Origin of the sequence: Geodermatophilus sabuli (assembly GCF_900215145.1) — a bacterium.
In the GTDB taxonomy this organism is placed as follows: Bacteria; Actinomycetota; Actinomycetes; order Mycobacteriales; family Geodermatophilaceae; genus Geodermatophilus; species Geodermatophilus sabuli.
This window is the reverse complement of the sequence record NZ_OBDO01000004.1, coordinates 49,385-73,952: the sequence shown is the minus strand read 5'-3', so window position 1 is coordinate 73,952 and position 24,568 is coordinate 49,385. Positions and strand designations below refer to the sequence as shown.

The window sequence follows — 24,568 nt, the reverse complement described above, 5'->3', positions numbered from 1 at the left end:
TCAGGCCACCTGCGCCGTCTCGCGACCGGCGTGGCCCGTGACGGCCGCCCAGTACCGGACGCCGGCGCGCAGCGACTCGCGCTGGTCGGGCAACGGGCGCATGCCGAGCGCCTCCAGCTCGGTCAGACTGCTGGGTTTGGTCTCCCCCGACTGCAGGTAGGCCGCGAAGAAGTCGAGCATCCGGACGACGGTGCGGCGGACGGTGCCGGGCAGCGCGTCGAGGAAGACGGGGCCGATCAGCCGGTCGAACAGCTCCGGGGCCACGAAGCGCGGCACGTCGACCGTGCGGCCCAGGTCGCGGGCGGTGTCCACGACTACCTCGACCGCCTCGTCGAGCCGCAGCGACCGGGGTCCGGCGGTGATCCAGTACTCCCCGCGGTCGATCCGCCGCTCGACGACGCAGGCGATCGCATCGGCCACCAGGTCGGCCGGCACGAAGTCGATCGGCCAGCTCGCGTCGAAGGGGATCAGCGGGACGATCCCGGTGACGATCCCCGCAGCGACCCGGTGCAGGCCCTGGAACTGGGCGATCTCGCCGGTCCGGGAGTCCCCGATGACCACGGAGGGACGCAGGACGACGTGCGGCACGCCGCTGGCCCGCAGGGTCTCCTCCGCGGCCGCCTTGGACTCGGCGTAGCCGAGCGCGGCCCGGCCGCGGTCGCCCTCCACGGCGGTGTGCACGAAGGCCGTGCTCACGTGGTAGAGCACGGCGCCCGCCCGGGCCGCGAAGGCGGCCACGTGCTCCGTGCCGGCGACGTTGGTCGCGTGCAGCGAGCCGTCCGTGCGGTTGAAGTCGGTGACCGCGGCGCAGTGGACGACCGCGTCGACCGTCGCGGCGAGCCGGTCGTGGGTCCGCCGGTCCAGGCCCAGCATCGGCTCGGCGACGTCGCCGCGCACCGAGCGGGTGCCCGGACCGGTCACCGGGGTGCGGTGCACCAGGGCGACGACCTCGACGTCGCGCAGCCGTTCCAGCAGCGCGCGGCCCACCACCCCGGAGGCCCCGGTCAGCAGGACGGTGCGGCGCCGGGCGGGCGGGTGGGAGTGGTGCGGTACGAGGTGCTCCACGGTCACGGGGCTCTCCTGGGTGGTGGGGGGTGCTCCGGCGGGCGGTGCGGCGACGGAGCCGGTGACGGGGTCTCGGGAGACGGGAGCCGCGGCGGGCCGTCCTGATACCGGGGCGACCCGGTGCGCGCTCAGGCCGCCTCGAGGACGGCGCCGGTGCGCTCGCTGGACAGGAGCTCGCGGGTCACGCCGGCCACCAGCCGCGGGTCGCGGCAGATCGTCAGGTGACCCCGGGCCGGGACCTCGATGTTGGTGACCTGCGGGCCCGGCCCGTCCAGGCGGGCGGTGGACGGCCGGACGAGCCGGTCCCCGCCGGAGTAGAAGGCCACCCAGCGGGTCCGGGCCCCGGCGCGGTGGACCGGGGTCAGGAGGGGTGACCGTGGGTGCATCAGCCGGGCGCAGCCGCCCGGTGCCAGCCGGGCGACGGCGAGCCCGCCGTGGGGCGTGGCGATGGTGACCACCGTGCTGACCGGGACCGGGAAGGACGTGCACTGGACGGCGTGGCGGATCAGCAGGCCGCCGAGGCTGTGGCCCACCAGGTGGACGCCGGCGGCTCCGGTCCACGCCACCGCGGCCGCCGCCTGCTCGGCGATCTGCCGCGCGAGGTGCGGTACGTCGCTGGAGAACGAGTTGTAGGACAGCCGCACCACGCAGCCGAAGCCCGCGCCGCGCAGGCCCCGCGCCACGGGGTCCCACACGTCGTCCGTGGCGGCGTAGCCGTGCACCAGCACCACGGGGTGGTGGTGGGTGCGGAGCCACGGCTCCGGCCGCCCGGGGGACCCGAGGGCGCGTGCGGTCACGGGCAGCCGGAGGGCGGCCGACCCCAGGGCGAGCAGGTCGTGGCCGAGAGCCCGGGCCGACGCCAGCGGCCGGGCCCGCCGGGGGCGGTCCCACCTGCCACCGTCCGGGGCCCGGTCACCGGAGCCGTCGCAGAAGCCGTCACCCGGGCCGCCGCCGGGGCCGCCACCGGGGCCGCCACCCGGGCCCTCGTCGGGGTCGACCCCCGGCGAGCGGCGCTCCGCCGTCCGGAGCGGTCCCGGCGGGCCCGCCCGGGTACAGGAGCAGGTCGAGGGCATGCACCACCTCCTGACACGTCGCTGAGCGGGGTGTGGCCGCCCGCCGAGGGCGGGTGGTCACCGGGTGACCGGGTGCTGGTGGCGGGTCAGCAGCCGGGGCGGCAGGAGCGCCGGCCGATGGCGTCCTCGAACACGGCGTAGACGTCGGCCCCGTCCTCGGCCACGTACGTCGAGCCGCCGGTCGCCCGGCTGATCGCCGCCAGTGCCTCCGTGTCGCTCCCCGCACCGAGGCCGATGGTGATCACCGGGACCGGTGCGGCCGGGTCGGACTCCTGGTCGAGGGCCGCCAGCAGGCCGGGGAGCCCGATCCCACCCTCGTCGTCGTCGCGCCCGTCGGTCAGGAGCACGACCGAGTTGACCCGCGCCGGGTCCCAGTCCTGGCGGACCCGGCGGACCGCGGCCAGCACCGTGTCGTAGAGCCCGGTGTCCCCGTCGGGGAGCGGCCGCACGCCGGCGATCGCGCGGCCGAGGAGCTCGCGCCCGAGCCGGCCGTCGTCCCGGGGACCGAGCGGGCCGATGGGCACGACCTCCTGGTGGTCGTGGCCGGGCGTCAGCTCGCGGGAGAACACCCACAGGCCGATCCGGGCGTCGTCCGGGTAGAGGGCGGTCGCGCGGGCCGCGGCCTCCGTGGTGACGTCCATCCGCGTCGCGCCGCCCGCGCCGGGGACCTGCTCGGCCATCGATCCGGAGACGTCGACCACGGCGAGCATCCGCGTGCCCGAGGTGATCACCGTGGTGACGCGGAGCGCCTCGAGGAGCTGCGCCGCGGGGATGGGCGCCGGGGGCACCGCGACGTCGACGCCCAGTTCCCGACCCGTGTCCGGCCGCCCGATGCCGCGCGCGTCCCGGAAGCCCAGCGCGGCCACCGCCTCCTGCGCGCCGTGGCCCTGCAGGGCGTCGAGCAGCCGCCCGGCGGCCCGGGCGGCCGCGGCGTCGTCCGCCAGCACCGCGAAGGGGTAGTCCAGGCTCCCACCGGTCGGCGGGTGGACGGCCACGACCCGGTCCGCTCCGGCCCGGCGGTTGTGCGCGAGGACGGCCTGCTCGCTCACCGCCGACGCCGCTCCGGTCCCCGTGGCGGCGAGCAGCTCCTCGCGGGTGGCCAGCGGGACCTGGACCGCGTGGCGCAGCGCCTGGGCCAGCGCCGCGCGGCCGGCCGGCTCCTCGGCGGTCGCCGACAGCAGACCGGCCAGGGCCATGGCCGTGGCCGCGTCGGTCGCGGGCTCCCGCAGCGCCAGCCGGGCCGGCCCCTCCCCCACCAGCTCCTCGGGGGACGGGGGATGCTCCGGCCAGCCCGATGCCCGCGCCCGCTCGGAGCCGACGGCGAGCACCGCGGGGGACGTGGCGACGGAGGGGGACTCCGGAGGGAGGTCGACCCCGGCTGCGCGGACGCGGTCGAGCCACAGCGAGGCGTCCGGGATCCACACGTCGGGGGCGTCGGCGGGCGCCGCCGTCACGGCGCGGGCGACGTCGGCCGGGTCGGCGGCCGCGACCTCCGTCCGCAGGCACGGGCCCCCGGGCTCCTCCCCCGCGACGCCGGCGGCGGCGTCCTCCACCACGGAGGCGAGCTCGGGGGCGACGGCCACCCGGAGGACGCGGGGCGCGGTGCAGGCCGCCCCGCTCCCGTCCCCCGCCATGACCACGGCGCCGCCGCCCAGCACACCGGCGAGGGTCAGCGCCCCGACGAGGACCGCGGAGCGCCTGCGGCGGCGGAGCCAGGGAAGCGCCGGCCAGGGATCGACGTAGTCGACGTGCATGATGCGGTGACCTCCGCTGCGTGCGCCGGGGCGGCCGGTGCCGGCCGCCTGGTCCCGAGAGCGGGCGGGGGGGGCGGCTGATACCGCCGGCCCCTGGTCGTCCGGTGCACACGGACGGTGGACGGGGACGGGGACGGGCCACGGGCCGGCCGGTCCCGGTATCAGCGGCGGCGCGCAGCGCTCTCCTGGCCGGGGCGGGCGATCGCCCGCCCGCAGCGCCGCCCGGCAACGGAGCGGCCGGAGAGGAGCACGCACATGCCCGTCGTGGAGCACGACGTCGTCATCCCGTCGCCACCGGACGCCGTCTTCGAGTACCTGGCCGATCCGGGGAACCCCCCGCGCTGGGACTCCTCGATCGTCTCCGTCGAGCAGGTGGGACCCGGCCCCGTCACGGTCGGCACCCGCTGGCGCGGGACCAGCAAGGTCATGGGCCGGCGCTTCGAGTGGACGACCGAGGTGACCGAGGCGGAACGCCCGACTCGGCTGGCCAGCCGCTCCGTGGAGGGCGCGCTCGCCTTCTCGGTGTCCTACGACCTGCGGGCCGAGGCCGGCGGTACCCACCTGCGCTACCGGCTGGAGGCCGAGTCTGGTCTGGGTGGGGCCTTCGGGCGCCTCGCCGATCCCGTGGTGCAGCGCGCCCAGTCGCGCGCCGTCCGCGCCGGCCTGCGGCGCCTGGCCGAGCAGCTGGACCGGAGCACCGCGACCTGAGCCGCGGCGCGCAGCCGCCCCCGGAGGTGCCGTGGTGCACCTCCGGGGGCGGTCCCCGTGTCAGGCCGCCTCCTCGCCGTCCACCTCGAGGCGGTGCGTGCTGCCGTGCGGCGTGCCGGTGGGGTCGCTGTAGGTGACGCCGGCGTGCCCGGGGCCGATCCGGATCACCAGGACGGTGGCCGGGTCGGTGGCCGGGTCGTAGCCCAGCTGGCCGCACAGCACGGTGACGACGTTCGTGTCCATGGCCTCTCCTGGGATGGGGAGCAGAGGGGACCCGGTCCGGTCGGTTCCCGCCGGCCCGCCCGGCGCCGCGTCAGGCGGCCGGGTCCAGCGGGTCGCCGTGGAGCGGGGCCACCGCGGCCGGGACGACGTCGGTGACGGGCACGTGCTCCTCCAGCGCGCGCTGCTGCTCGGACAGCCACGCCTGCATGCCCTGCAGGCAGCGCCGCTCGATCGTGCCGAGGCGTTCGATCTCGGCCCGGAGCCGCTGGGCCTCGACGACGAGGGCGCCCACGTCGCGCTGGCGCCGCAGGTGCAGCTCGGCCTCGAGGCGACCGCTCTCCCGCCGTGCCGCCGCGAGGACCTCCTCCGCCTCCGCCTGGGCGCTGGCCCGTCGCTCCTCGGCCTCCGCGGCGGCGTCCGCCATCACCTGCTCGGCCATCTGCTCCGCCCGGGCGAGGGTGCGCAGGGCGCGGGCCGCCGTGCTGTCCTCGCCCTCGGCGCGGGGTCCGCCCGCTGTGGACGCCGGCGCGGGCTCGGCGGTGGCCTGCGCGGTGTCGCGGTCGGCGAGCAGCTCGGCGAGGTCGACCTGGAGACGTTCGAGGAACGCGTCCACGGCCTGCACGTCGTAGCCCCGCATGACGAGGCGGAACTTCTGGTCACGGATGTGGGCTGGGTCCAGCGGCACGTCTGCTCCCTTGTCGTCGTGGTCGTCGCTGTCCTCCCGTCGGTCCACCAGGTGGGTCCGACGGGACGACGCCCGGGATCGCGGCCCGCACGTGTGCCGGGCGACGCGGCGTCAGCAGTCAGAGCCCCGGCCGGCACCCCGTGATACCGCTCCGTCGCCCGCGGCCGCCGGGTCCGGGCGACCCCGCTGCGCCGGTCCGGCCGATACCGTCCGGCTCCGTGGACGCGGGAGGCGGCTCATGACCGCCCGCAGGCAGGAACCCGCCGCGGACGTCACGTTCCTGGGCGTGTCGACCCTGCTGTTCGACGACGGCGAGACCGCCGTTCTCACCGACGGCTTCTTCAGCCGCCCGAACGTGCTGCAGACCCTCCTCGGGCACGTCCGCCCGGATCCGGGGCGCATCTCAGCGGCGCTGGCGCGGGCCGGCATCGACCGGCTGGCGGCGGTCATCGTCCTGCACTCCCACTACGACCACGCGCTCGACGCGGCCACGGTGGCGACGACGACCGGAGCGGACCTGCTGGGCTCGACGTCCACCCGGAACATCGCGATCGGGGCGCGGTTCCCGCTGGACCGCTTCTCCCTCGTGGTGATCGGCCGGCCCGTCCGGTACGGGCGGTTCACGTTCACCGCGCTGCGCGCGCGGCACAGCCGGCACGACATCGCGCCCGGCAGGATCGACGAGCCGCTGACCACGCCCGCCCGGATGACCAGGTTCCGGACCGGCGAGTGCTACTCCCTCCACGTCGCCCATGACGACGGGGCCGTCCTGGTCCACGCCAGCGCCAACGCCGTCCCCGGCGCACTCACCGGCCACCGTGCCACGACCGTCTACCTGGGCATCGGGACCCTCGGCAAGCAGGAGGACGCGTTCCGGGACTCCTACTGGCGCGAGACCGTCACGGCCGTGCACGCCCGGCACGTCGTGCCCATCCACTGGGACGACTTCACCCGCTCCCTGGACCGGCCCCTGCGTCCACTCCCCCGGCCCCTCGACGACGTCCCGGCCGCCCTGGCGTGGCTGCGGCGCCGGGCCCGGGCCGAGGACGTCTCCCTGACGATGCCGGTGCTGTGGGAACCCGCTCCGCTCGGCTGAGCCACCGTGTCCGGGGCCGCCCGCGTCCGGGTGCCGGTCCCCTCGGGACCCCGCCCGCGGGCCGTCACGACCGGGCGGGCGCCGCCTACCGGGAGTCGAGGTAGGCGTCGAGGACCCGGTCGATCGAGGTCCAGCACTCCCGCACGGCTCCCCGGTTGCCCGGGGAGTCCTTCCTGCGCTGGCGCGAGCGGGCCTCCGCCAGGTCGCTGCAGGCCTGCGCGAAGTCGGAGCGGAGCTGGACGGGGAACATCTCGGTGGTGGTCATCGCGGCTCCCGGACACCTGGACGGACGGCGGAGGGAATCCCCCCGAACCCGAGAGCGTCCGGACCCGGTGATTGATACGCCGACGACCGGTCATGCTCGGTGACGTCGGGATGACGGTCCGTCACCCGCTGCCGTCGGGGGGCGGCGAGGCCGATCGAGGGTCCCGCCCCGGCCGTACGATCCCCCGGTGCTCCACGGCCGCACCGCCGAGCTCGGGCGCATCGCGCAGGTGCTCGAGGCCGCCCGGCTGTCGCACGGAGGGGTGTTGCAGGTCTCCGGCGAGGCCGGGATCGGCAAGAGCGCGCTCCTGGACGCCGCGGAGGCCAGCAGCGACGGCATGCTGGTCCTGCGGACCCGCGGGGTCGAGGTCGACTCGCAGCTCCCGTTCGCGGGCCTGTTCGACCTGTTCCGGCCGGTGTTCCCGCTGATCGACGAGCTGCCGTCGGTGCAGCGCTCGGCGTTGCAGGGAGCGGTGGGCCTGGGGCCTCCGGTGTCCGCAGACCGCTTCGCCATCGCCACCGGCACGCTCGCCCTGCTGTCCGCGGCGGCAGAGCAGCAGCCCGTCCTGGCCATCGTGGACGACGCGCAGTGGCTGGACGTGCCGTCCCGGGACGCGCTCGTCTTCTCCGCCCGGCGCCTGCAACGGGACCCGATCGCGTTCCTGTGGGCGGTCCGGGACGACCCCGACCAGAGCTGCGACTGGGGCTTCCCCGAGGTGCGCCCGAGACCGCTCGACGATGCTGCCGCCGGGCAGCTGCTCGCCGCCCGGCTGGCGCAGCCGGTGCACGCCACCGCCCGGCGTCAGCTGGTGGCCGCGACGGGGGGCAACCCGCTCGCGCTGATCGAGCTCACCCGGGACCTGACCGAGGCCCAGTTGACCGGCCAGGAACCGTTCCCACCCGCCCTGCCGCTGGGTGTCTCCGCGGTCCAGGTGCTGCGCCGCAGGGTGCAGGCCCTCGACGACGACGCCACCACGGTCCTGTCCCTGCTGACGCTCGACTCGACCGGGGACGGGGCGGTCATCCGGCGGGCCGCGGCGCTGCAGCGCGCCGACTACCGCACGGCGATCGAGGAGCTGGAGCGGGAGTCCCTGATCCGCGTGGAGTTCGCCCGCCCGCTGCTGACCCACCCGCTGGTCCGCGGGGCGGTGGAGGTCGCCGTCGACCCCGCCCGGCGGCGGGCGGCGCACCGCGCCCTCGCCGAGGCGCTGGCCGGCCGGCCGGATTCGACGGCGCGCGCCTGGCACCTGGCCGCCGCGGCGACCGAACCGGACGAGGAGGTGGCGGCCGCCATGGTGGGGGCCGCGCGCCACGCGCAGGCGCGCAGCGCCTACGGCAGCGCCGCGAGCGCGTTCGAACGGGCCGCGGGCGTGACGCCCGAGCACCCGATACGCGCCACCCGGCTGCTCATGGCCGCCACCGCCGCCCGCCTCGCGGGCAGCGCCACGGAGGCCCGGCGGCTGCTGGCCCTGGCGTCGGAGTGCGCCGACACCCCGGAGGCCTCCGCGCGGGTGGACTGCGAGCGGGCCCGCATCGAGCTCTACCACGGCGATGTCGGCTACGCCCAGCAGCTGATGATGAGCGCCGCGGCGGCGCTGCGGCGCACCGATCCCCACGTCGCGGCCGGCATCGTCAGCCAGGCCGCGTTCGCCGCCCTCTTCACCGGCGACCTCGGTCACGCCGTCGACCTCGCCCGATCTGCGCAGCAGCTCGAGGACCCCGAGCGCCGCGACCCCGTCGTCGGCCTGACGCTGGGCCTGTCCCTGCTGCACCACGGGGACGTCGCCCGCTCCTTCGAGACCCTGCTCGCCGCCGCCGAGCTCGCCGAGCGCCGGCAGGCGGAACTCGATCCGGACTACGTGGTCTTCGCCGCCCTCGCGCTCACCTGGGTCGGGGAGACCACCCGGGCCAGGGCGCTGCTCGCCGGCCAGCTGGCGGGTGCCCGGGAGGAGGCCGCCTTCGGCGCCCTCTGCTCGGCGCTGTACGGGGCGGCGTACCTGGAGGCCCGCACCGGCCACCTGATCCGGGGCTACGCGCTGGCGACCGAGGGCGTCTCGGTCGCGGAGGCGACCGGCAACAACTTCTGGCGCTACCTGTCGCTGTGCTGCCTGGCCTACGTCGAGGCCGCCCAGGTGCGCGAGCAGGAGTGCCGGGAGCACGCCCACCAGGCGCTGGAGATCGCCCGCCGGTACGGATTCGGCTACCCGGCCCCGGCGCTCGACGCCCTGGGCCTGCTCGAGCTGGCGCTGGGGAACGCCGACGAGGCCGTGGAGCACCTGCGGTCGTCGAACATCCGGGGCGGCACCGACCAGCCCACCTTCGCCCGGCTGTCCGGCCCGGACCTGGTGGAGGCCTACGTGCGTGCCGGTCACCGGCTGCCGCCGGCGCTGCAGGCAGAGGTGCAGGCGGTCAGCGGCGCCGAGCGGTTCCCCGGTGCGGCGGCGGTGGCCTGGCGCTGCCGGGGCCTGCTCGCGACCGACGAGGAGTTCGACGCCTGCTTCACCGCGGCGCTGCGGCTGCACCAGCGACTGGACAACCCGTTCGCGCTGGCCCGCACGGAGCTGTCCTACGGGGAGCGGCTGCGCCGGGCGGGCCGGCGACAGGACGCCCGCCGCCACCTGCGCACGGCGGTGGAGCTGCTCACCGAGCTGGGCGCCGGTCACTGGGTGTCGCGGGGGGACGCCGAGCTGCGGGCCGCCGGCGTCGCCGGCGAGGAGCCGTCCCGGGAGGGTTTGGCCGCCCTGACCCCGCAGGAGTTGCAGGTCGCCCTCACGGTCGCGCAGGGCACGACCAACCGGGAGGCCGGCGCGATCCTCTACGTCAGCCCGAAGACCGTCGAGTTCCACCTCAGTCAGGTGTACCGCAAGCTCGGCGTGCGCTCCCGGGCGGAGCTGGCCGCCCGGGTCGCCCGTCTCGAGGGCGCGGCGCCCCGGTCCGCCGTGCCGCCCGGCCCTCTCGCCACGCGGGGCTCCCGGTCGCCCGGCTGACGCCGCTGGCGCACCTCGCCCCGGCGTCAGCCGCTCCCGTCCTCGGCGTCAGCCGCACATGTCCAGGCCCATGTCGGTCAGCGTGGCGCGCAACCGGCGCAGTCCCCGCTGGCGGGTGGGCCCCATGCTGCCCACCGGCATGCCGAGCCGCCGGCCGATCACCGCGTACTCCGGCGCCTCGGGGTCGCTGAGCGCCTCGAGCAGGTCGTGCTGGCGCGGCGGCAGCAGCCGCATGGCCCGGCGGACCAGTTGCTGGTCCTCCCCCCGCACCAGCAGGTCCTCGGCGGTCGGGCTGTCGTCGACGGTGTTCTCCAGCTGGCCGGACTCGTCGGGCCCGCACAGCCGTTCCCGGCGGCGCCCGCGGATGATGCGCAGGCACTCCCGGCGGACCACGGTGGTCAGCCACGCCCTGACGGCCTCCCAGTCCCGGATGCCGTCGCCCTGCTCCAGGAGCCGCAGCCACGCCGTCTGGACGACGTCGTGGGCCTCCTCCCCGAGGCGGTAGGACGACGCGACACGCAGGAGGTACCGCTGGTGCTCCGCGACGAGGGCCTCCCACCCGGCCGGGTCGGACACGCGGGTCGCCGCCGGCCGGCACTGCGTGTCCTCCTCGTCCCAGGTGGTGGTGGCGGCGGTGGTGGACGTCGCGGAAGTGGTCGACTGGAGCATCGCTCGCGGTCCTCTCCTCGGTGGTGAGGAGACGGTCGCGGTACGGGGGCAGGCCGGGCTTCCGGCAAGTCCCCAGGACGCCCCCCGGTTCTCCGGCCGTGCCCCACCGGGGGGTCCCCAGGACCCCCCGGAGCCGGAGCCGTCGACCGGGACCACCCGGGAGCGCGCGGTCGGTGGTTCACTGACCGCCGGCGTCCCGTCCGCGGCGCACGACGCCGCCGCCGGGGAGACGGCTGGGGGGACCATGGCGGAGACCGAGTTCGTCGAGAACGTGGTGGTCGGGAGCGGTTTCGGGGGCTCGGTCGCGACGTACCGGCTGGCGGCCGCGGGGCGGCCCGTGCTGCTGCTCGAACGGGGGAAGGCCTACGGGCCCGGTGACTTCCCCCGGGAGCCCTGGGACGTCGGCGCCAACTTCTGGGACCCGAGCGCCGGTCGCCTGGGGTTGTTCGACCTCTGGTCGTTCCGCCGGACCGACGCCCTCGTGGCCGCCGGGCTCGGCGGCGGATCGCTCATCTACGCCAACGTGCTCATCCGCAAGCCGGCGGAGTGGTTCGTCGAGCACCGCCGTGGGGGGCGCGGCCACCACCCGTGGCCGATCAGCCGGGCGGACCTCGACCCGCACTACGACGAGGTCGAGCGCATGCTCGGCGCGCAGCCGTTCCCGAGGCACGCGCCCGGCTTCGAGGGCGTCCTGAAGACGGCGGCCATGGAGCGGGCCGCGCGCTCGCTGGGCCCAGACCACAGTTTCCACCTGCCGGACCTGGCGGTGAGCTTCCGGCCCGCGCCCGGGGCCGCGCCCGCCGTCGGCGCCCCGCTCGCCGACACCCCCTACGCCAACTACCACGGGCGGCCGCGCAGCACCTGCGTGCTCTGCGGGCAGTGCGACATCGGCTGCAACTCCGGCAGCAAGAACACGCTGGACCACACCTACCTGTCGGCCGCCGTGGACGGCGCGTTCCCGCTGGTCGCCACCCCCGCCGAGGTGCGGACCCTCTGCGAGGTGCGCAGCGTCGCACCGGACGGCGACGGCTACGTCGTCCGGTACGTCGAGCACCCACCCGCGCACCACGACGGCACGCCGCACGACACCAGGTCGCTCCCGCAGCGGACCGTTCGCTGCCGCCGCCTCGTCCTGGCCGCCGGCACGCTCGGCACCACGCACCTGCTGCTGCGCATGCGCCGCGACGGCGAGCTGCCCGCGCTCAGCGGCGCGCTGGGCAGCCGCTTCTCCGGCAACGGGGACCACCTGACCGTCCTCAAGCGGGCGCGGGAGGACGACGGCCGCCCCCTGCCGCTGCACGCGTCGAGGGGCCCGGTCATCACCAGCGCCGTCCGGCGACCGGACGGGTACATCGAGGACTGCGGCTACCCGATGCTGCTGAACTGGGTCTACCAGGCGCGGCACGGGCTGTTCTGGCGGGCCGGCGCGTTCGCCGCGCAGCGGATCTGGGCCCTCCTCACCCGGGATCCCAACAGCCGGGTGGGGGCCAGCCTCGGGATGGTCCTGGGGAAGGGTGTCGAGGCCGCGACCAGCATGCCGCTGCTGGGCATCGGCCGGGACGTCGCCGACGGGCGGATGACGCTCACCCCCGGTGGCTACCTCGCTATCCGGACGACGAGGAGCTCGCGGGCCTATGTCGCCGGGGTGAGCGCGGACATGCGCACCCTGGCCGGCGGGGTGAACGCCGCGGGCTTCGCCGACAGTGTCTGGGACAAGCTCGGCCGGTCGGTGACCGTCCACCCGCTCGGCGGTGCCCCGATGGGGCGTTCCCGGCAGGAGGGGGTCTGCGACCACTTCGGGGAGGTGTTCGGGTACGACAACCTCTTCGTCGCCGACGGCGCGGTGATGCCGGGGGCCGTGGGGAGCAACCCGTCGCTGACCATCGCCGCCTTCAGCGACCGCATGTGCACCGCCGTCCTGGAGGGCAGGACCCGCGCTCCGCTGCGCGGCACCCGGCGGCGGCCGGGGACCCCGGCCGCCCCGGGAGGTCGGGCCGGCGGGTGGCCCACCCCCTGACCCAGCCAGCACACGGAGGAGGACGTCGATGCCGGCGGAGATCCGACTCGCGCTGACCCTGCCCGGCGCCGTCTCCCTCGGCGCGTTCGAGGCCGGGGCAGTCGCCGCCCTCGGGGTCGCGCTCCGGGCGCACGAGGAGCGGCCGGGTGGGCCCGCCGTCCGGCTCGACGTCATCGGCGCCACGTCGGCGGGTGCCCTGACCGGGCTGCTGCTCGCCCGGACCCTCCTGGAGGGCGGTGACCCGCTGGCTCCGCAGGAACGGTCCTGGATGAGTGACGCGTCGTTGCGCACGCTGCTCGCCCGGGGGTGGACCGCTCCGCTGACCTACCGGGTGGTGCGTCGCCGCGCCGGCGCACTGCTCACGCCTCCTCCGGGCGCGCGTCCACTCGGGTCGGGCAGGTCGGTGCGTCTCACCGTGTCGCTGACGAACCTCCGCGGGCTCGCCTACCGGCTGCCGGGGGTCACCACGCTCGGGCCCCCGGTCGTCACCCACCTGGACGGGATCGACCTGCACCTGGTCGCCGGCGTCGACACGGCGAGCCTGCTCGAGCCCCGTGGCAGCTCGATGGTCGACGTCGTCCTCGCGGCCGCGGCCCACCAGCTGGGCTTCGCGCCGGAGCTGCTCAGCCGCGCTGCCGAACGCTCGCGGTACGAGGAGGACGGCGTCGTCAACTTCCCGGACTCGGACCGGTTCTGGTACTCCGACGCGGGCCTGCTCGACCGGGAACCGCTGGGCCGGACCCTGCGGCTGGCCCGCCGGGTCGACCAGGAGGAGGGAGGGGACTTCCAGCGCGTCCACGTGCTCGTCCGGCCGCAGCCGCAGCGCGCCGGGACCGGGGACGCCTGGGCGGACCCGACGGTCCCCCCGCGCTGGTCGCAGGTGCTCGCGCGGTCCCTGGCGATCCAGCACGACCAGTCGATCTTCGACGACCTGTCCGGGGTGGCGGAGACCAACGACCGGCTGACCGCCGTGGACATCCTGCTGACCGCGCTGCTCCCCGCCGTCGCCGGGGCTCCGGCGGCCGGGCAGGAGGAGCTGCGGGCGGCTCTCGCGGGGGTGGTCGGCGGGAGTCCGGAGGTGGCCGACGGCTCGATCGAGGTGCTGCTGCGCCGGGCGTTGTCCGCCGCCGCCCACGTGACGGGGAAGAAGCGCATCGGCGTGGAGACCATCGCCCCGCCCGAACCGGACGTCGCGTCGCCCCAGCGGAACGGCGACCCCCGAGCCGCGGGCGCCCTCGCGGGCGCCGGCCTCTTCCGCTTCGCCGGCTTCCTCGACGCCCGCCTGCGGCGCCACGACTTCGCCGTCGGCTACGACTGCGCGCTGCAGTGGCTGGCCTCCGACGGCCTCGTCCGGCACGGGCTCACCGCCGCGCAGTCGGACGTGATGGTGGCCGAGGTGACGCGGCGCCGGCCGGAGCGCGCACCCCTCCCCCGCCGCACGCTGTCGCTGCGGGCCCGCTGGCAGGCGGCCCGCCTGCTCGCGCGCCTGGGGCGGGTCGCGGTGCACGACGCCGTCGTCGGACACCGCGACGCCGGTCGGTCCGCCCGTTCCCGGGTGGCGGCCACCGGCCGACGTGGGCGCGCCGGCCGGACCGGACCCCTGGGGGATCCCGGCTGACCCCGTCCTCGGCTCCCGGCGCGCCGTCGCCGGTATCAGGCCGCCTGCCCGCGGCTCTGCTGGGTGCGATCCCGCAGCGGAGCCGCTCCGGGACCGGCCCGCTCACCCCGTCGACCGAGGACCCGTCATGGTCATCGCCTCCCGCTGCCACCGGCACGCCCGCTGGCTCGCCGCCTGTCCCGACTGCACGTCCTGGCACCTGGCGACCCAGCTCGCCGCGCGTTCCGTCCAGGCACCAGCGGCTCTCCGGGCGCAGTCCGCCGACCACCGCCGCGCCGCCTGACCGGCGTCGTCCCGGTCCAGGGCCGCCGACGGATCAGGGGTCGGCCAGCCACGCCAGCACGCGGCCCCGCGACCAGCAGCGGCCGATGGCCTCGGCGCGCAGCGCCGACCGGCCGACCACCGCCAGACCGATGATGCTGTGGCCGGAGGCGCGGCGGTCGCCGAGTGTCGGTACCGCCGGCGCGACGCCGACCCCCTCCGCCGACACCCACGCCACCGTCCGGCCGGCCGCCGCCTCGTCCAGGCGGTGCAGGAAGCGCAGGCGGCTCTCGAGCGGGAGCCGCGACAGCGCCCACGCCGTGGTGACGACGGGCAGGCCCTCCGCGGGCACCCGGGCGACGGCGTCGGGCAGCACCTCGACGGCGTGCCCGCGCAGCAACAGCGGCGGGGCGCTCGCCGCCACCGCGATCGCCGCGGCGAGTTCCGCGGCCCGCTCCGGGTCGTCCGGCGGCAGGCAGGCACGCAGCCACCGGGCGTCGTCCGCGTCGGTCACGTCGAGCGGATCCGGCTCGACGCCGACCCGGGCGACGACCTCGGGCACCGCCCGGGTCGGGACGGGCCGGTTCCCCACGACCGACGACGACAGCTGCACGGGGGACGACGGGTCGCCCAGCGACTGCCCGTCCCCGTACGTGATGCCGACCCGATCGACGTGGAGGTCCAGCCCGGCCGAGCAGCCCACGCCGATCAGCCCGACCGCATCCGCGCCCACCCGGCGCGCCGCCTCGGCGATGGCCGGGTACAGCACGGCGCAGCGTCCGGTCTCGAGGGTCCGCGGCCGCCGGCGCGCGGCGATGGCCACGACCGAGTCCGTCAGCCGCAGCAGCGTGTCGATCGCCGCGCCCGCGGCGGCGTCGCCGTCGGCAGCGGCCCAGGCCGCGGCCAGCGCTGGGGCGCGCCCGGCGAGGGCGAGATCGTGCAGCGCGGCGAGGACCACCGCGGGGTGCCGCGTGCGCGCCGGCGCCGCCGCGAGGGCGCGCAGCACCTCGTCGGACTCGCTCAGGGCGACGGCGACGCGCTGGTACAGCGGCGACGCCCCGGCGGCGGCGTCCTCGCCGAAGTGTCGGTACACCTGGGCGAGCGTGCGGCCTCCGGCCATGGGAACGACGACCCCCGACTCCTCCACCCGGTACACGAGTGCCGAACAGATCATCGACCGTCCCGCCGGTTCCCGCCGCTCGTCGACGGACGGTGTGCGCTCCCGCGTGACGGGGCGTCGCTGGAGCGGGCTCGACCGGACCTCGGCCGAGGTCGCCGGCCGGTGGCTACTCAGGGCGGGCCGCTGGTCGTACGTTGGTCCCGCCGTCGCAGACCGCCCTCCCCCGGGCCGCGCGACGTGCTCGACACGAGGTGAGGGGCACGGATGGCGAACAACCAGCCCGACCCGGGCGAGTTCCTCGAGATCGCGCAGCGGATGCTGCGCCAGCTGTTCGGCGACCCGCAGGGCGACGACGAGCCGTGGGCGGAGGCGACCCGCCGTCCGTCCGAGCGCTCCACGACCCCGGGGGGCGGCCGCGAGCTCAGCGCCGAACGTCAGCGGGAGAACCTCACGTTCGCGCTCGCCACCCGCGCCGTCGAGGCGCTGGAGGACCTGGCGCTCAACGTCGCGGCGATCCGACAGCGCCTGGAGCGCACGGACCAGCGCGGCTCTCGACCGCAGCCCGACGGCGAGGGCGAGGCCGGGACGGAGCAGACGCCACCGGGCCCCGACCCCGGGGACCACCCGACCTGACCCGGGGCCTCGGCCGAGGAGCAGAACCCCTTCCTCGCGCGGTACTCCCCCGAGCGGCGACCCGCTCGGCGGTGGGCCCCGGGCCGCCGCGTCACGGGCCCGTTCCACCCGGCCCGAGCCGACCAGGGGCTTGCACCGGGCGTCGGCGGTGCGCGAGACTGCCGACGCCATTTACTGAACGTTCGGTCGGGAAATCGACGCCCGTCCACGCCACTCCGGCGCCGTCCCGCACCACGTCCGAGGAGCGACGATGTCCCACGGGTCCACCGAGGTCCTCCCGGTCACCGGTTCCCTCACGCCGCGGGGTCGCCACGGACGCCTCCCGGCCGCCGGCCGCCCCGGTGGTCACGGCGTCGCGGTGCTCGTGGAGTCGGTGTGACCGCCGTCCCCGCCTGGGTGGGCGTCATCGGTGGTGGGCGGATGGGCGCCGGCATCGCCCAGGTGTTCCTCGCCGCCGGTGCGCACGTCGCCGTCGTGGAGGCCGGCGGGGAGGCCGCGGAGGCGGCCCGGGGGCGCCTGTCCGACGGGCTGGAGGAGACCGCCCGCCGGGGCAAGCTCGCCGGCGACGTCGCCGGCGTCCTCGCCCGGCTGACCCTGCTCGACTCCGCCGCCGAGCTCGACGCCGCCACCGAGCTGGTGGTGGAGGCGGTCCCCGAGCGGGCCGACCTCAAGGCCGACGTCCTGCGCGCCGCCGAGTCCGCCGTCGGACCAGGCGCCGTCCTGGCCACCAACACCAGCTCCCTGTCGGTGACCGAGCTCGCCGCGGCACTGGAGCGCCCGACGCGCTTCCTGGGCCTGCACTTCTTCAACCCGGTGCCGGCGTCGAAGCTGGTGGAGGTGGTCGTCGCCGCCGAGACCGACCCGGCCCTCGTCGGGACGGCGAGCGGCTGGGTGCGGGCGCTGGGCAAGACCGACGTCGTGGTGAAGGACTCCCCCGGCTTCGCCTCCTCTCGGCTGGGCGTGCTGCTGGGCCTGGAGGCCATCCGGATGCTCGAGGAGGGGGTGGCCGACGCCGAGGCCATCGACACCGCGATGGAGCTGGGTTACCGCCACCCGATGGGTCCGCTGCGCTCGACCGACCTGGTCGGCCTCGACGTCCGGCTGGCCATCGCCGAGTACCTGCACCGCACCCTCGGCGAGCGGTTCGCCCCGCCCCAGCTGCTGCGCGACAAGGTCGCGGCCGGCGAACTCGGTCGCAAGACCGGCAAGGGCTTCCACACCTACCCCTGACCCCTGATCTCCTGACCCCCTGACCCCAGGAGCCGACATGGCCTCAACGGCGCTGGACACCGCCGTCCTCGTCGACCCGGCGACCTACGAGAACGGGCCGCCGTTCGAGCTGCTGCGCCGGCTGCGGGCCGAGGCCCCGGTGACCTGGGTCGACGAGCCCGCCCTGCACGGCCAGCCGGCCGGCCCGGGGTTCTGGCTGGTGCTGCGGCACGCCGACGTCGAGCGGGTGCTCCGCGACCCGGCGACCTTCTCCTCCTGGCTGGGCGCCACCCAGGTCCGCGACGCCGCGGACCTCCCCTGGGTGCGCCGGATGATGCTCAACATGGACCCGCCGGACCACTCCCGGCTCCGGCGGCTGCTCACCCGGTCGTTCACCCCGCGGGCCGTCGCCGCGCTGACCGCCTCGATCGAGGCGACGGCGGCGCGGCTGGTCGACCGGATGGTGGACGGCGCGGCCGAGGGCCGGTGCGACGTCGCCAAGGACGTCGCCGCGGACCTCCCGCTGCTCACGCTCGCCGACGTCCTCGGGGTGCCGGCCGAGGACCGCTGGCTGATGTTCGACTGGTCGAACCGCGTCATCGGCTGGCAGGACCCCGACTACGCCACGTCGGCGGCCTTCGACGGCAGCGGCGCGACGCGGATGGCCCGCGAGGCCGTCGCGCTGCGCCCGGCGCCCGGCCCGGACGGGCGGATGCCCGACCCGCGGACCCGCGCCGGCATGCCCGACCTCTACGGGTACGCCCGGCTGCTGGCCGAGGAGAAACGCCGCTCCCCCGGCACCGACGTCATGTCGATCCTGCTGGCCCAGGTCGACGAGGCCGATGGCTCGGTCACCGACGCCGAGTTCGAGAACATGTTCTGGCTGTTCGCCGTCGCCGGTAACGAGACCCTGCGCAACGGGCTGCCGGGTGGCCTCATCGCGTTGCTGCAGCACCCCGAGGCGCTCGCCGCGCTGCGCGCCGACCCGTCCCTGCTGCCGAGCGCGGTCGACGAGATGCTGCGCTGGTGGACGCCGGTGATGGTGTTCCGCCGGACCGCGACCACCGACGTCGACCTCGCCGGCGTACGCATCCGGGCCGGGGACAAGGTGGTCGTCTCCTTCACGTCCGCCAACCGGGACGAGACCGTCTTCGCCGATCCCGACGCCTTCGACGTCCGCCGCTCCCCCAACCCGCACCTGTCCTTCGGGCACGGGCCGCACTTCTGCCTCGGCGGCCAGCTGGCCCGCGTGCAGATGCGGGCCCTGTTCGGCGAGCTGCTGCGCCGCACGCGCACGCTCGAGCTCGACGGGCCGCCGGCGCTGCTGCGGTCGAACTTCCAGCGTGGGGTCAAGCGCCTGCCGATCCGCTGGACCGCCGCGTAGCGGAGTGTGGGAGGCGAGGAGTCCTCACCGCCCACGCTCCGCTGCGGTTCAGGCCTTCGGGGGCCAGGTCTTGGCGACCATGGTGAGGACGTCGTAGGTCGCCACCGGCCTGCCCGCGGTGTTGACGACGACGGCGTCCCAGCGGACCTCGCCGTGGTCGGCGCCGCCGCGCGGGGTGATCTGCTTGGCGGTGAGCGTCACCGTCAGCTCCTCCCCCGGCTTGACCGGCGTGAGGAACCGCAGGTCGTCCACCCCGTAGTTGGCCAGCACCGGGCCCGGGGCCGGGTCGACGAACAACCCCGCCGCCCAGGAGACGATCAGGTAGCCGTGCGCCACCCGGCCGCCGAACAGCGGGTTGGCCGCCGCGGCCGCCTCGTCCGTGTGGGCGTAGAAGGTGTCGCCGGTGAACTCGGCGAAGTGCTCGATGTCCTCGAGCGTGACCGGGCGCGGGCCGGCCGTGATCGAGTCGCCGATGCGCAGCTCGGCCAGCGACTTGCGGAACGGGTGCACGCCGTCGTCGTTCCGCCGCGCGCCGGTCACCCAGCGGTTGCCGACCGCGGTCAGCATGTCCGGCGAGGCCTGGACGGCGGTGCGCTGCATGTGGTGCAGCACGCCGCGGATCCCGCCGAGCTCCTCGCCACCGCCGGCGCGGCCGGGGCCGCCGTGGACGAGCACCGGCAGCGGGGAGCCGTGACCGGTGTTCTCCCGCGCGTCGTCCCGGTCGAGGACCAGGATGCGGCCGTGGGCGTGCGCGGCGCCCAGCACGAACTCCCGCGCGAACTGCTCGTCGTGGGTCACGACCGAGCCGACCAGGCTGCCCTGGCCGCGCGCGGCCAGCTCCACGGCCTGCGCCACGCCGTCGTAGGGCAGGACGGTGCTGACCGGCCCGAAGGCCTCGACGTCGTGCGGCTCGGCGGCGGCCAGGTCGTCGCAGCGCAGCAGCATCGGGGGCAGGAACGCGCCGCGGTCGCGGTCGGCGCCGACGACCTCGAAGTGCTCCGGGTCGCCCGCGACCAGCTCGGCGACGCCGCGCAGCGCCTTCAGCGACCGGAGCACCTCCTCGCGCTGGCCGCGGCTGGCCAACGGGCCCATCCGGACCCCCTCGGCGCCGGGTGCACCGACGACGACCGCCGCCAGCCGTTCCCGGGTCGCCTCGACGACGTCGTCCACGAGCTCGCGCGGCACGAGGGCCCGGCGGATCGCGGTGCACTTCTGGCCGGCCTTGACCGTCATCTCGGTGACCAACTGCTCGACGAACAGCTCGAACTCGGGGGTGTCCGGGCCGGCGTCGGGTCCGAGCACGGAGCAGTTGAGCGAGTCGGCCTCGGCGTTGAACCGCACCGAGTTGGCCACCACCGCGGGGGAACTGCGCAGCTTGCGGGCGGTGGCGGCCGAACCGGTGAAGGACACCAGGTCCTGACCGGCCAGCCCGTCGAGGAGGCCGGTCGCGCTGCCGGCGAGCAGCTGGACCGACCCCTCCGGCAGCAGGCCGCTGTCGATGACCGTCCGGACGACCGCCGCGGTGAGGTAGGCGGTCTGGCTGGCCGGCTTGACGACGGTCGGCACACCGGCGAGGAAGGCCGGGGCGAGCTTCTCCAGGAACCCCCACACGGGGAAGTTGAAGGCGTTGACCTGCACGGCCACCCCGCGCAGCGGCGTGTAGAGGTGCTGGCCGGCGAAGGTGCCGCCCTTGCCCAGCGGCTCGACCGCGCCGTCGAGGACGACGGTGTCGTCGGGCAGCTCGCGGCGCGCCTTGGACGCGTAGGACAGGACGGTCCCGAAGCCGCCGTCGACGTCCACCGCGCTGTCGCGGTCGGTGGCGCCGGTGCGGCGGGAGAGCGCGTAGAACGCGTCCTTGTCGGCCATCAGCCGCAGGGCCAGCTGCTTGAGCAGGCCGGCCCGCTGGTGGAAGGTCAGCTCGCGCAGCGCGGGGCCGCCGACGGTGCGGGCGTGGTCGAGCATGGCGGCCACGTCCAGGCCGGTGCTGCTGACCCGGGCGACCGTCTCGCCGGTGACGGCGTCGGCGATGGGCGTCCCGTCGTCGGGTGCGGCGTACCACCGGCCGGCGACGTAGCTCTCGAGGAGGGGTGCGGACGGGGTCATGTCGTTCTCCTTCGGGGCCCGGGACACGGGTCCGACAGGGGCGGGGGTCAGGACCGGGCGCGCAGGCCCTGGAAGGTCGTGGCGACCAGCGCGTCGGCGAGGTCGTCGGCGGAGAGACCACCGTCCGGGCGGTACCACTCGGTCAGCGAGTTGACGGAGCCGAACAGCAGCCGGCCGGCCACGGCCGGGTCGACGTCGGGGCGGACGTCGCCCTCGTCCTCGGCCGCGCGCACCAGGTCGGTGACGATCTGGTCGAACTCCCGGCGCCGCTGCAGCGCCGCCTCCTCCACCGGGGAGTTGCCCCGCACGCGCAGCAGGAGGGTGACGAACGGCAGCTCCGCGGTGAGCACCCGGACCGAGCCGCGGACGACGTGCTCCAGCCGGTCGATGGCCGGACCGGTCGTCGCCCCGGGCTCCTGCGTGACGGCGAACAGCGCATCCAGGGCCCGGTCGAGCGCGAGCCGCAGCAGCTCGACCTTGCTCGACACGTGGTGGTAGATCGCCGACTTGGTGACGCCGAGCCGGCTGGCGAGCTCGTCCATGCTCGTGGCGTCGTAGCCGCGCTCGTTGAACACCGCGACCGCGACGTCCAGCAGCGAGTCCAGCGAGTGACCCGGTCTCCCCCGCCGCCCGGTGGTCGTCCCGGCGGCCGTCATGCGCGTTCACGCAGGTCGTAGAGGCGCTTGAGCTTGCCCACCGACCGGGCGAGGGTCTCGGGGTCGACGACCACGACCTCGATGCTCGTGCCGACCGTGTCCTTCACGCCCTCGGCCACCTCGGCGGCGGCGGCGCTCCGGCGCTCCGGCGGGCAGTCCGGGCGCGCCTCGATCCGGCAGATCAGGTGGTCCATCCGGCCGCGCGTGGTCAGCTCCAGGGCGAAGTGCGGCGAGAGCCCCGGCGTGCGCAGCACGATCTCCTCGATCTGGGTCGGGAAGAGGTTCACCCCGCGCAGGATGATCATGTCGTCCGTGCGGCCGGTGACCTTCTCCATGCGGCGCATGGCCGGGCGCGCGGTACCGGGCAGCAGGCGGGTGAGGTCGCGGGTGCGGTACCGGATGATCGGCATGGCCTCCTTGGTCAACGAGGTGAACACCAGCTCGCCGACCTCGCCCTCGGGCAGCACCTCGCCGGTGAGCGGGTCGATGACCTCCGGGTAGAAGAAGTCCTCCCAGATGTGCAGGCCGTCCTTGGTCTCCACGCACTCCTGGGCGACGCCCGGGCCGATCACCTCGGACAGCCCGTAGATGTCGACGGCGTGGATGTCGAGGCGCTCCTCCATCTCCTGGCGCATCTGCTCGGTCCACGGCTCGGCCCCGAAGATGCCGATCTCCAGAGAGCTCGCCCGCGGGTCCAGGCCCTGCTTCTCGAACTCGTCGATCACGGTGAGCATGTACGACGGCGTCACCATGATGACCCGGGGCCGGAAGTCGGTGATCAGCTGCACCTGGCGCGGGGTCATCCCGCCGGAGACCGGGATGACGGTGCAGCCCAGCTTCTCGGCGCCGTAGTGGGCACCCAGCCCGCCGGTGAACAGGCCGTAGCCGTACGCGTTGTGCAGCTTGTCGCCGGCGCGCGCGCCGGCGGCGCGGATGGAACGGGCCATGGCGGTGGCCCAGGTGTCGATGTCCTTCTCGGTGTAGCCGACGACGGTGGGCCGGCCGGTGGTGCCGGAGGAGGCGTGCACGCGGCGCACCTGCTCCTGGGGGACGGCGAACATCCCGAAGGGGTAGTTGTCGCGCAGGTCGGCCTTGCTGGTGGTGGGGAACCGCGCCAGGTCGGCGAGCTCCGTGCAGTCCTCGGGGTGCACGCCGGCGGCGTCGAAGGCCCGCCGGTAGTGGGGCACGTTCTCGTAGGCGTGCCGCAGGCTCCACCGGAGACGCTCGAGCTGCAGGGCCCGCAGCTCGTCGACGGACATGCGCTCCGCCGGGTCGAGGACGGCCGGGTCGGGGACCGCCCCCAGGCGCCTCGCGGTCTCGCTGGTCGCAGCCGTCATGGCCGGTGCCTCCCTGGTCGCAGCCTCGTCGCCGGGACGGTCGGTGAGCGCGCGCCCCACTCGAATACCGACCAGATGGTCAGGTAATGAACTCCCCCCGCGGTCCACTGTCAAGCCCCCTCCGGGGCGCCGGTCGACGAGGCTTGTGCGGGCCACGCCCGTCGTGCACACTGATTACCGACCAAGCGGTCAGTTAATGACCTCCCGCCGTCGCGAACGAGGGAACGAGATGTCAGCGCCCACCCTGGAACGACCCGGGGGCGACAGCCCCGTCGACACCGCCGCGCTGCAGGAGCACTTCGACGCCACGATCGCCGCCGAGCACCGGATCGAGCCGCGGGACTGGATGCCGGAGGGCTACCGCAAGACGCTGATCCGGCAGATCGCGCAGCACGCACACTCGGAGATCATCGGCATGCAGCCCGAGGGCGACTGGCTGCTGGCCGCCCCGAGCCTGCGGCGCAAGGCGATCCTGCTGGCCAAGGTGCAGGACGAGGCCGGCCACGGCATGTACCTGTACTCCGCCGCGGAGACCCTCGGCGCCGACCGGGCCGACCTCACCGACAAGCTCATCGAGCGCAAGCAGAAGTACAGCTCGATCTTCAACTACCCGACGCTCACCTACGCCGACGTCGGCGTCATCGGCTGGCTGGTCGACGGCGCGGCGATCTGCAACCAGGTGCCGCTGTGCCGCTCCTCCTACGGCCCCTACGCGCGGGCGATGATCCGCATCTGCAAGGAGGAGTCCTTCCACCAGCGGCAGGGCTACGAGCTGCTGATGACGATGATGCGCGGCACCGCCGAGCAGCGGGCGATGGTGCAGGACGCCGTCGACCGGTGGTGGTGGCCGTCGCTGATGATGTTCGGCCCGCCGGACGACGACAGCCCCAACTCCGCGCAGTCGATGGCGTGGGGCATCAAGCGGCACAGCAACGACGAGCTGCGCCAGCGGTACGTCGACATGAGCGTCCCGCAGGCGGAGTTCCTCGGCGTGACCCTGCCCGACCCGGAGCTGCGGGTGGACCCGGAGACCGGCCACCACCGCTTCGGCACCATCGACTGGGAGGAGTTCAAGCGGGTCATCAGCGGCCAGGGGCCGGCCAACGACGAGCGCATCGCCCGCCGCCGGGCCGCCCGCGACGACAACGCCTGGGTCATCGAGGCGGCCACGGCGTACGCCCGGAAGCACGGTGGCGGGCGAGCCACCGCCGAGCTCGCCCCGGAGTCCGCCGCGTGAGCAGCACCGACGTCACCAGCGAGGGCGGCCACGGCGCCGTCCCCACCGGCCCCGAGGTGCCGGTCGAGACCAAGCCGGCCGCCAGCCGGCGGGACTGGCCGCTGTACGAGGTGTTCGTGCGCGGCAAGCGCGGCATCAACCACGTGCACGTCGGCTCGCTGCACGCCCCGGACGACGAGATGGCCGTCCACGCGGCGCGCGACCTGTACACCCGGCGCAACGAGGGCGTGAGCGTCTGGGTGGTCAAGGCTGCCCACATCACCGCGTCCAGCCCCGACGAGAAGGACCCGATGTTCGCCCCGAGCGGCGACAAGGTCTACCGGCACCCGACGTTCTACGAGATCCCCGAGGACGTCCCCCACATGTGAGCGGACCCCCTCCCCCACCCCCTCGTACCTCGGGGTGGGCCTGGGAGGGGGCCATCTCCATCCGGCACTCAGGCTCCATCCGGCACTCGAGCAAGGAGCGTT

Annotated in this window: 23 protein-coding genes; 12 read left to right on the top strand and 11 right to left on the bottom strand. The window is 75.6% G+C overall.

Translation table 11 applies throughout. The annotated features are described in order from the left end of the window. From CRP39_RS10770 to CRP39_RS10765, 3 genes are all read right to left on the bottom strand, one after another. Entirely contained in the window at nucleotides 1–1,071 is a 1,071-nt protein-coding gene (locus CRP39_RS10770; protein ID WP_172442392.1) for an SDR family oxidoreductase, read from the bottom strand. A gap of 122 nt (nucleotides 1,072–1,193) precedes the next feature. Next, nucleotides 1,194–2,138 carry an esterase/lipase family protein gene (locus CRP39_RS26370; protein WP_143426607.1) on the bottom strand — a complete coding sequence of 315 codons (945 nt, stop codon included), beginning with the start codon at nucleotides 2,136–2,138 and terminating at the stop codon, nucleotides 1,194–1,196. 86 nt (nucleotides 2,139–2,224) lie between these two features. Further along, nucleotides 2,225–3,892 carry a substrate-binding domain-containing protein gene (locus tag CRP39_RS10765; RefSeq protein WP_097206392.1) on the bottom strand — a complete coding sequence of 556 codons (1,668 nt, stop codon included), beginning with the start codon at nucleotides 3,890–3,892 and terminating at the stop codon, nucleotides 2,225–2,227. 255 nt (nucleotides 3,893–4,147) lie between these two features. Between CRP39_RS10765 and CRP39_RS10760 the strand changes: the two genes are divergently transcribed. Further along, complete coding sequence (locus CRP39_RS10760; RefSeq protein ID WP_097206391.1) at nucleotides 4,148–4,600, top strand: SRPBCC family protein; 453 nt, start codon at nucleotides 4,148–4,150, stop codon at nucleotides 4,598–4,600. A gap of 60 nt (nucleotides 4,601–4,660) precedes the next feature. Here the strand turns inward: CRP39_RS10760 and CRP39_RS10755 are convergent, their stop codons facing one another. Beyond that, entirely contained in the window at nucleotides 4,661–4,843 is a 183-nt protein-coding gene (locus tag CRP39_RS10755; RefSeq protein WP_097206390.1) for a hypothetical protein, read from the bottom strand. 70 nt (nucleotides 4,844–4,913) lie between these two features. Next, entirely contained in the window at nucleotides 4,914–5,507 is a 594-nt protein-coding gene (locus CRP39_RS10750) for a DivIVA domain-containing protein (RefSeq protein ID WP_143426606.1), read from the bottom strand. A 238-nt stretch (nucleotides 5,508–5,745) separates the two neighbouring features. On the opposite strand from CRP39_RS10750, the gene CRP39_RS10745 reads away from it, so the two are divergent. After that, nucleotides 5,746–6,603, top strand: coding sequence for an MBL fold metallo-hydrolase (locus tag CRP39_RS10745; RefSeq protein WP_097206388.1), 858 nt, complete (start codon nucleotides 5,746–5,748; stop codon nucleotides 6,601–6,603). 85 nt (nucleotides 6,604–6,688) lie between these two features. On the opposite strand, the gene CRP39_RS10740 is transcribed toward CRP39_RS10745, so the two are convergent. Beyond that, complete coding sequence (locus tag CRP39_RS10740) at nucleotides 6,689–6,868, bottom strand: hypothetical protein (protein ID WP_097206387.1); 180 nt, start codon at nucleotides 6,866–6,868, stop codon at nucleotides 6,689–6,691. Nucleotides 6,869–7,055: 187 nt separating this feature from the next. On the opposite strand from CRP39_RS10740, the gene CRP39_RS28005 reads away from it, so the two are divergent. Then, nucleotides 7,056–9,854 carry an AAA family ATPase gene (locus CRP39_RS28005; RefSeq protein ID WP_097206386.1) on the top strand — a complete coding sequence of 933 codons (2,799 nt, stop codon included), beginning with the start codon at nucleotides 7,056–7,058 and terminating at the stop codon, nucleotides 9,852–9,854. A 48-nt stretch (nucleotides 9,855–9,902) separates the two neighbouring features. On the opposite strand, the gene CRP39_RS10730 is transcribed toward CRP39_RS28005, so the two are convergent. Beyond that, entirely contained in the window at nucleotides 9,903–10,523 is a 621-nt protein-coding gene (locus CRP39_RS10730) for an RNA polymerase sigma factor (RefSeq protein ID WP_172442391.1), read from the bottom strand. Between the two features lie 244 nt (nucleotides 10,524–10,767). On the opposite strand from CRP39_RS10730, the gene CRP39_RS10725 reads away from it, so the two are divergent. The 3 genes from CRP39_RS10725 to CRP39_RS26770 all read left to right on the top strand — a co-directional run bounded on the left by CRP39_RS10725 (nucleotide 10,768) and on the right by CRP39_RS26770 (nucleotide 14,441). Continuing rightward, nucleotides 10,768–12,540 carry a GMC oxidoreductase gene (locus tag CRP39_RS10725; protein WP_097206384.1) on the top strand — a complete coding sequence of 591 codons (1,773 nt, stop codon included), beginning with the start codon at nucleotides 10,768–10,770 and terminating at the stop codon, nucleotides 12,538–12,540. 28 nt (nucleotides 12,541–12,568) lie between these two features. Beyond that, entirely contained in the window at nucleotides 12,569–14,158 is a 1,590-nt protein-coding gene (locus tag CRP39_RS10720; RefSeq protein ID WP_097206383.1) for a patatin-like phospholipase family protein, read from the top strand. Nucleotides 14,159–14,285: 127 nt separating this feature from the next. After that, nucleotides 14,286–14,441 carry a hypothetical protein gene (locus CRP39_RS26770; RefSeq protein WP_172442390.1) on the top strand — a complete coding sequence of 52 codons (156 nt, stop codon included), beginning with the start codon at nucleotides 14,286–14,288 and terminating at the stop codon, nucleotides 14,439–14,441. Nucleotides 14,442–14,474: 33 nt separating this feature from the next. Here CRP39_RS26770 and CRP39_RS10715 read toward each other — a convergent pair whose 3' ends face one another. Continuing rightward, the gene (locus tag CRP39_RS10715; protein ID WP_245853776.1) at nucleotides 14,475–15,593 is read right to left on the bottom strand and encodes a DUF2332 domain-containing protein; all 1,119 of its coding nucleotides are present in this window, start codon (nucleotides 15,591–15,593) and stop codon (nucleotides 14,475–14,477) included. Between the two features lie 210 nt (nucleotides 15,594–15,803). Here CRP39_RS10715 and CRP39_RS10710 point away from each other — a divergent pair, with 210 nt between their 5' ends. The 4 genes from CRP39_RS10710 (at nucleotide 15,804) to CRP39_RS10700 (ending at nucleotide 18,765) form a co-directional block, all read left to right on the top strand. Then, the gene (locus CRP39_RS10710; RefSeq protein WP_097206382.1) at nucleotides 15,804–16,172 is read left to right on the top strand and encodes a hypothetical protein; all 369 of its coding nucleotides are present in this window, start codon (nucleotides 15,804–15,806) and stop codon (nucleotides 16,170–16,172) included. Between the two features lie 250 nt (nucleotides 16,173–16,422). Beyond that, nucleotides 16,423–16,551 carry a hypothetical protein gene (locus CRP39_RS28000; protein WP_260180063.1) on the top strand — a complete coding sequence of 43 codons (129 nt, stop codon included), beginning with the start codon at nucleotides 16,423–16,425 and terminating at the stop codon, nucleotides 16,549–16,551. Then, on the top strand, nucleotides 16,548–17,402 hold the full coding sequence (locus CRP39_RS10705; protein WP_245853775.1) for a 3-hydroxyacyl-CoA dehydrogenase family protein: 855 nt from the start codon (nucleotides 16,548–16,550) through the stop codon (nucleotides 17,400–17,402). Before CRP39_RS28000 ends, CRP39_RS10705 begins: the two co-directional genes overlap by 4 nt. Nucleotides 17,403–17,439: 37 nt before the next feature. Next, nucleotides 17,440–18,765 (top strand): cytochrome P450, encoded by a 1,326-nt coding sequence (locus CRP39_RS10700; protein WP_097206381.1) that lies wholly within the window; start codon nucleotides 17,440–17,442, stop codon nucleotides 18,763–18,765. Between the two features lie 48 nt (nucleotides 18,766–18,813). Here CRP39_RS10700 and paaZ read toward each other — a convergent pair whose 3' ends face one another. Genes paaZ through paaK form a run of 3 tightly spaced genes read right to left on the bottom strand, consistent with a single transcriptional unit; the run spans nucleotide 18,814 to nucleotide 22,861 of the window. Then, nucleotides 18,814–20,868, bottom strand: coding sequence for a phenylacetic acid degradation bifunctional protein PaaZ (gene paaZ, locus CRP39_RS10695; protein WP_097206380.1), 2,055 nt, complete (start codon nucleotides 20,866–20,868; stop codon nucleotides 18,814–18,816). A gap of 47 nt (nucleotides 20,869–20,915) precedes the next feature. Beyond that, nucleotides 20,916–21,524, bottom strand: a complete 609-nt coding sequence (locus CRP39_RS10690) for a TetR/AcrR family transcriptional regulator (protein ID WP_097206379.1) — start codon at nucleotides 21,522–21,524, stop codon at nucleotides 20,916–20,918. After that, complete coding sequence (gene paaK, locus CRP39_RS10685; RefSeq protein ID WP_097206658.1) at nucleotides 21,521–22,861, bottom strand: phenylacetate--CoA ligase PaaK; 1,341 nt, start codon at nucleotides 22,859–22,861, stop codon at nucleotides 21,521–21,523. Before paaK ends, CRP39_RS10690 begins: the two co-directional genes overlap by 4 nt. Nucleotides 22,862–23,090: 229 nt before the next feature. Here paaK and paaA point away from each other — a divergent pair, with 229 nt between their 5' ends. Both paaA and paaB read left to right on the top strand, forming a co-directional pair. After that, the gene (gene paaA / locus CRP39_RS10680; RefSeq protein WP_097206378.1) at nucleotides 23,091–24,098 is read left to right on the top strand and encodes a 1,2-phenylacetyl-CoA epoxidase subunit PaaA; all 1,008 of its coding nucleotides are present in this window, start codon (nucleotides 23,091–23,093) and stop codon (nucleotides 24,096–24,098) included. Beyond that, nucleotides 24,095–24,466, top strand: coding sequence for a 1,2-phenylacetyl-CoA epoxidase subunit PaaB (gene paaB, locus CRP39_RS10675; protein WP_097206377.1), 372 nt, complete (start codon nucleotides 24,095–24,097; stop codon nucleotides 24,464–24,466). The genes paaA and paaB overlap by 4 nt, the downstream gene beginning before the upstream one ends. The last annotated feature ends 102 nt before the right edge of the window (nucleotides 24,467–24,568 follow it).

Coding starts and splice junctions, on each gene's coding strand:
- CRP39_RS26370 (WP_143426607.1), bottom strand. CDS start 2,138: ATGCCCTCGACCTGCTCCTGTACCCGGGCGGGCCCGCCGGGACCGCTC.
- CRP39_RS10765 (WP_097206392.1), bottom strand. CDS start 3,892: ATGCACGTCGACTACGTCGATCCCTGGCCGGCGCTTCCCTGGCTCCGC.
- CRP39_RS10760 (WP_097206391.1), top strand. CDS start 4,148: ATGCCCGTCGTGGAGCACGACGTCGTCATCCCGTCGCCACCGGACGCC.
- CRP39_RS10755 (WP_097206390.1), bottom strand. CDS start 4,843: ATGGACACGAACGTCGTCACCGTGCTGTGCGGCCAGCTGGGCTACGAC.
- CRP39_RS10745 (WP_097206388.1), top strand. CDS start 5,746: ATGACCGCCCGCAGGCAGGAACCCGCCGCGGACGTCACGTTCCTGGGC.
- CRP39_RS10740 (WP_097206387.1), bottom strand. CDS start 6,868: ATGACCACCACCGAGATGTTCCCCGTCCAGCTCCGCTCCGACTTCGCG.
- CRP39_RS10730 (WP_172442391.1), bottom strand. CDS start 10,523: ATGCTCCAGTCGACCACTTCCGCGACGTCCACCACCGCCGCCACCACC.
- CRP39_RS10725 (WP_097206384.1), top strand. CDS start 10,768: ATGGCGGAGACCGAGTTCGTCGAGAACGTGGTGGTCGGGAGCGGTTTC.
- CRP39_RS10720 (WP_097206383.1), top strand. CDS start 12,569: ATGCCGGCGGAGATCCGACTCGCGCTGACCCTGCCCGGCGCCGTCTCC.
- CRP39_RS26770 (WP_172442390.1), top strand. CDS start 14,286: ATGGTCATCGCCTCCCGCTGCCACCGGCACGCCCGCTGGCTCGCCGCC.
- CRP39_RS10715 (WP_245853776.1), bottom strand. CDS start 15,593: ATGATCTGTTCGGCACTCGTGTACCGGGTGGAGGAGTCGGGGGTCGTC.
- CRP39_RS10710 (WP_097206382.1), top strand. CDS start 15,804: ATGGCGAACAACCAGCCCGACCCGGGCGAGTTCCTCGAGATCGCGCAG.
- CRP39_RS28000 (WP_260180063.1), top strand. CDS start 16,423: ATGTCCCACGGGTCCACCGAGGTCCTCCCGGTCACCGGTTCCCTCACG.
- CRP39_RS10700 (WP_097206381.1), top strand. CDS start 17,440: ATGGCCTCAACGGCGCTGGACACCGCCGTCCTCGTCGACCCGGCGACC.
- paaZ (WP_097206380.1), bottom strand. CDS start 20,868: ATGACCCCGTCCGCACCCCTCCTCGAGAGCTACGTCGCCGGCCGGTGG.
- CRP39_RS10690 (WP_097206379.1), bottom strand. CDS start 21,524: ATGACGGCCGCCGGGACGACCACCGGGCGGCGGGGGAGACCGGGTCAC.
- paaK (WP_097206658.1), bottom strand. CDS start 22,861: ATGACGGCTGCGACCAGCGAGACCGCGAGGCGCCTGGGGGCGGTCCCC.
- paaA (WP_097206378.1), top strand. CDS start 23,091: ATGTCAGCGCCCACCCTGGAACGACCCGGGGGCGACAGCCCCGTCGAC.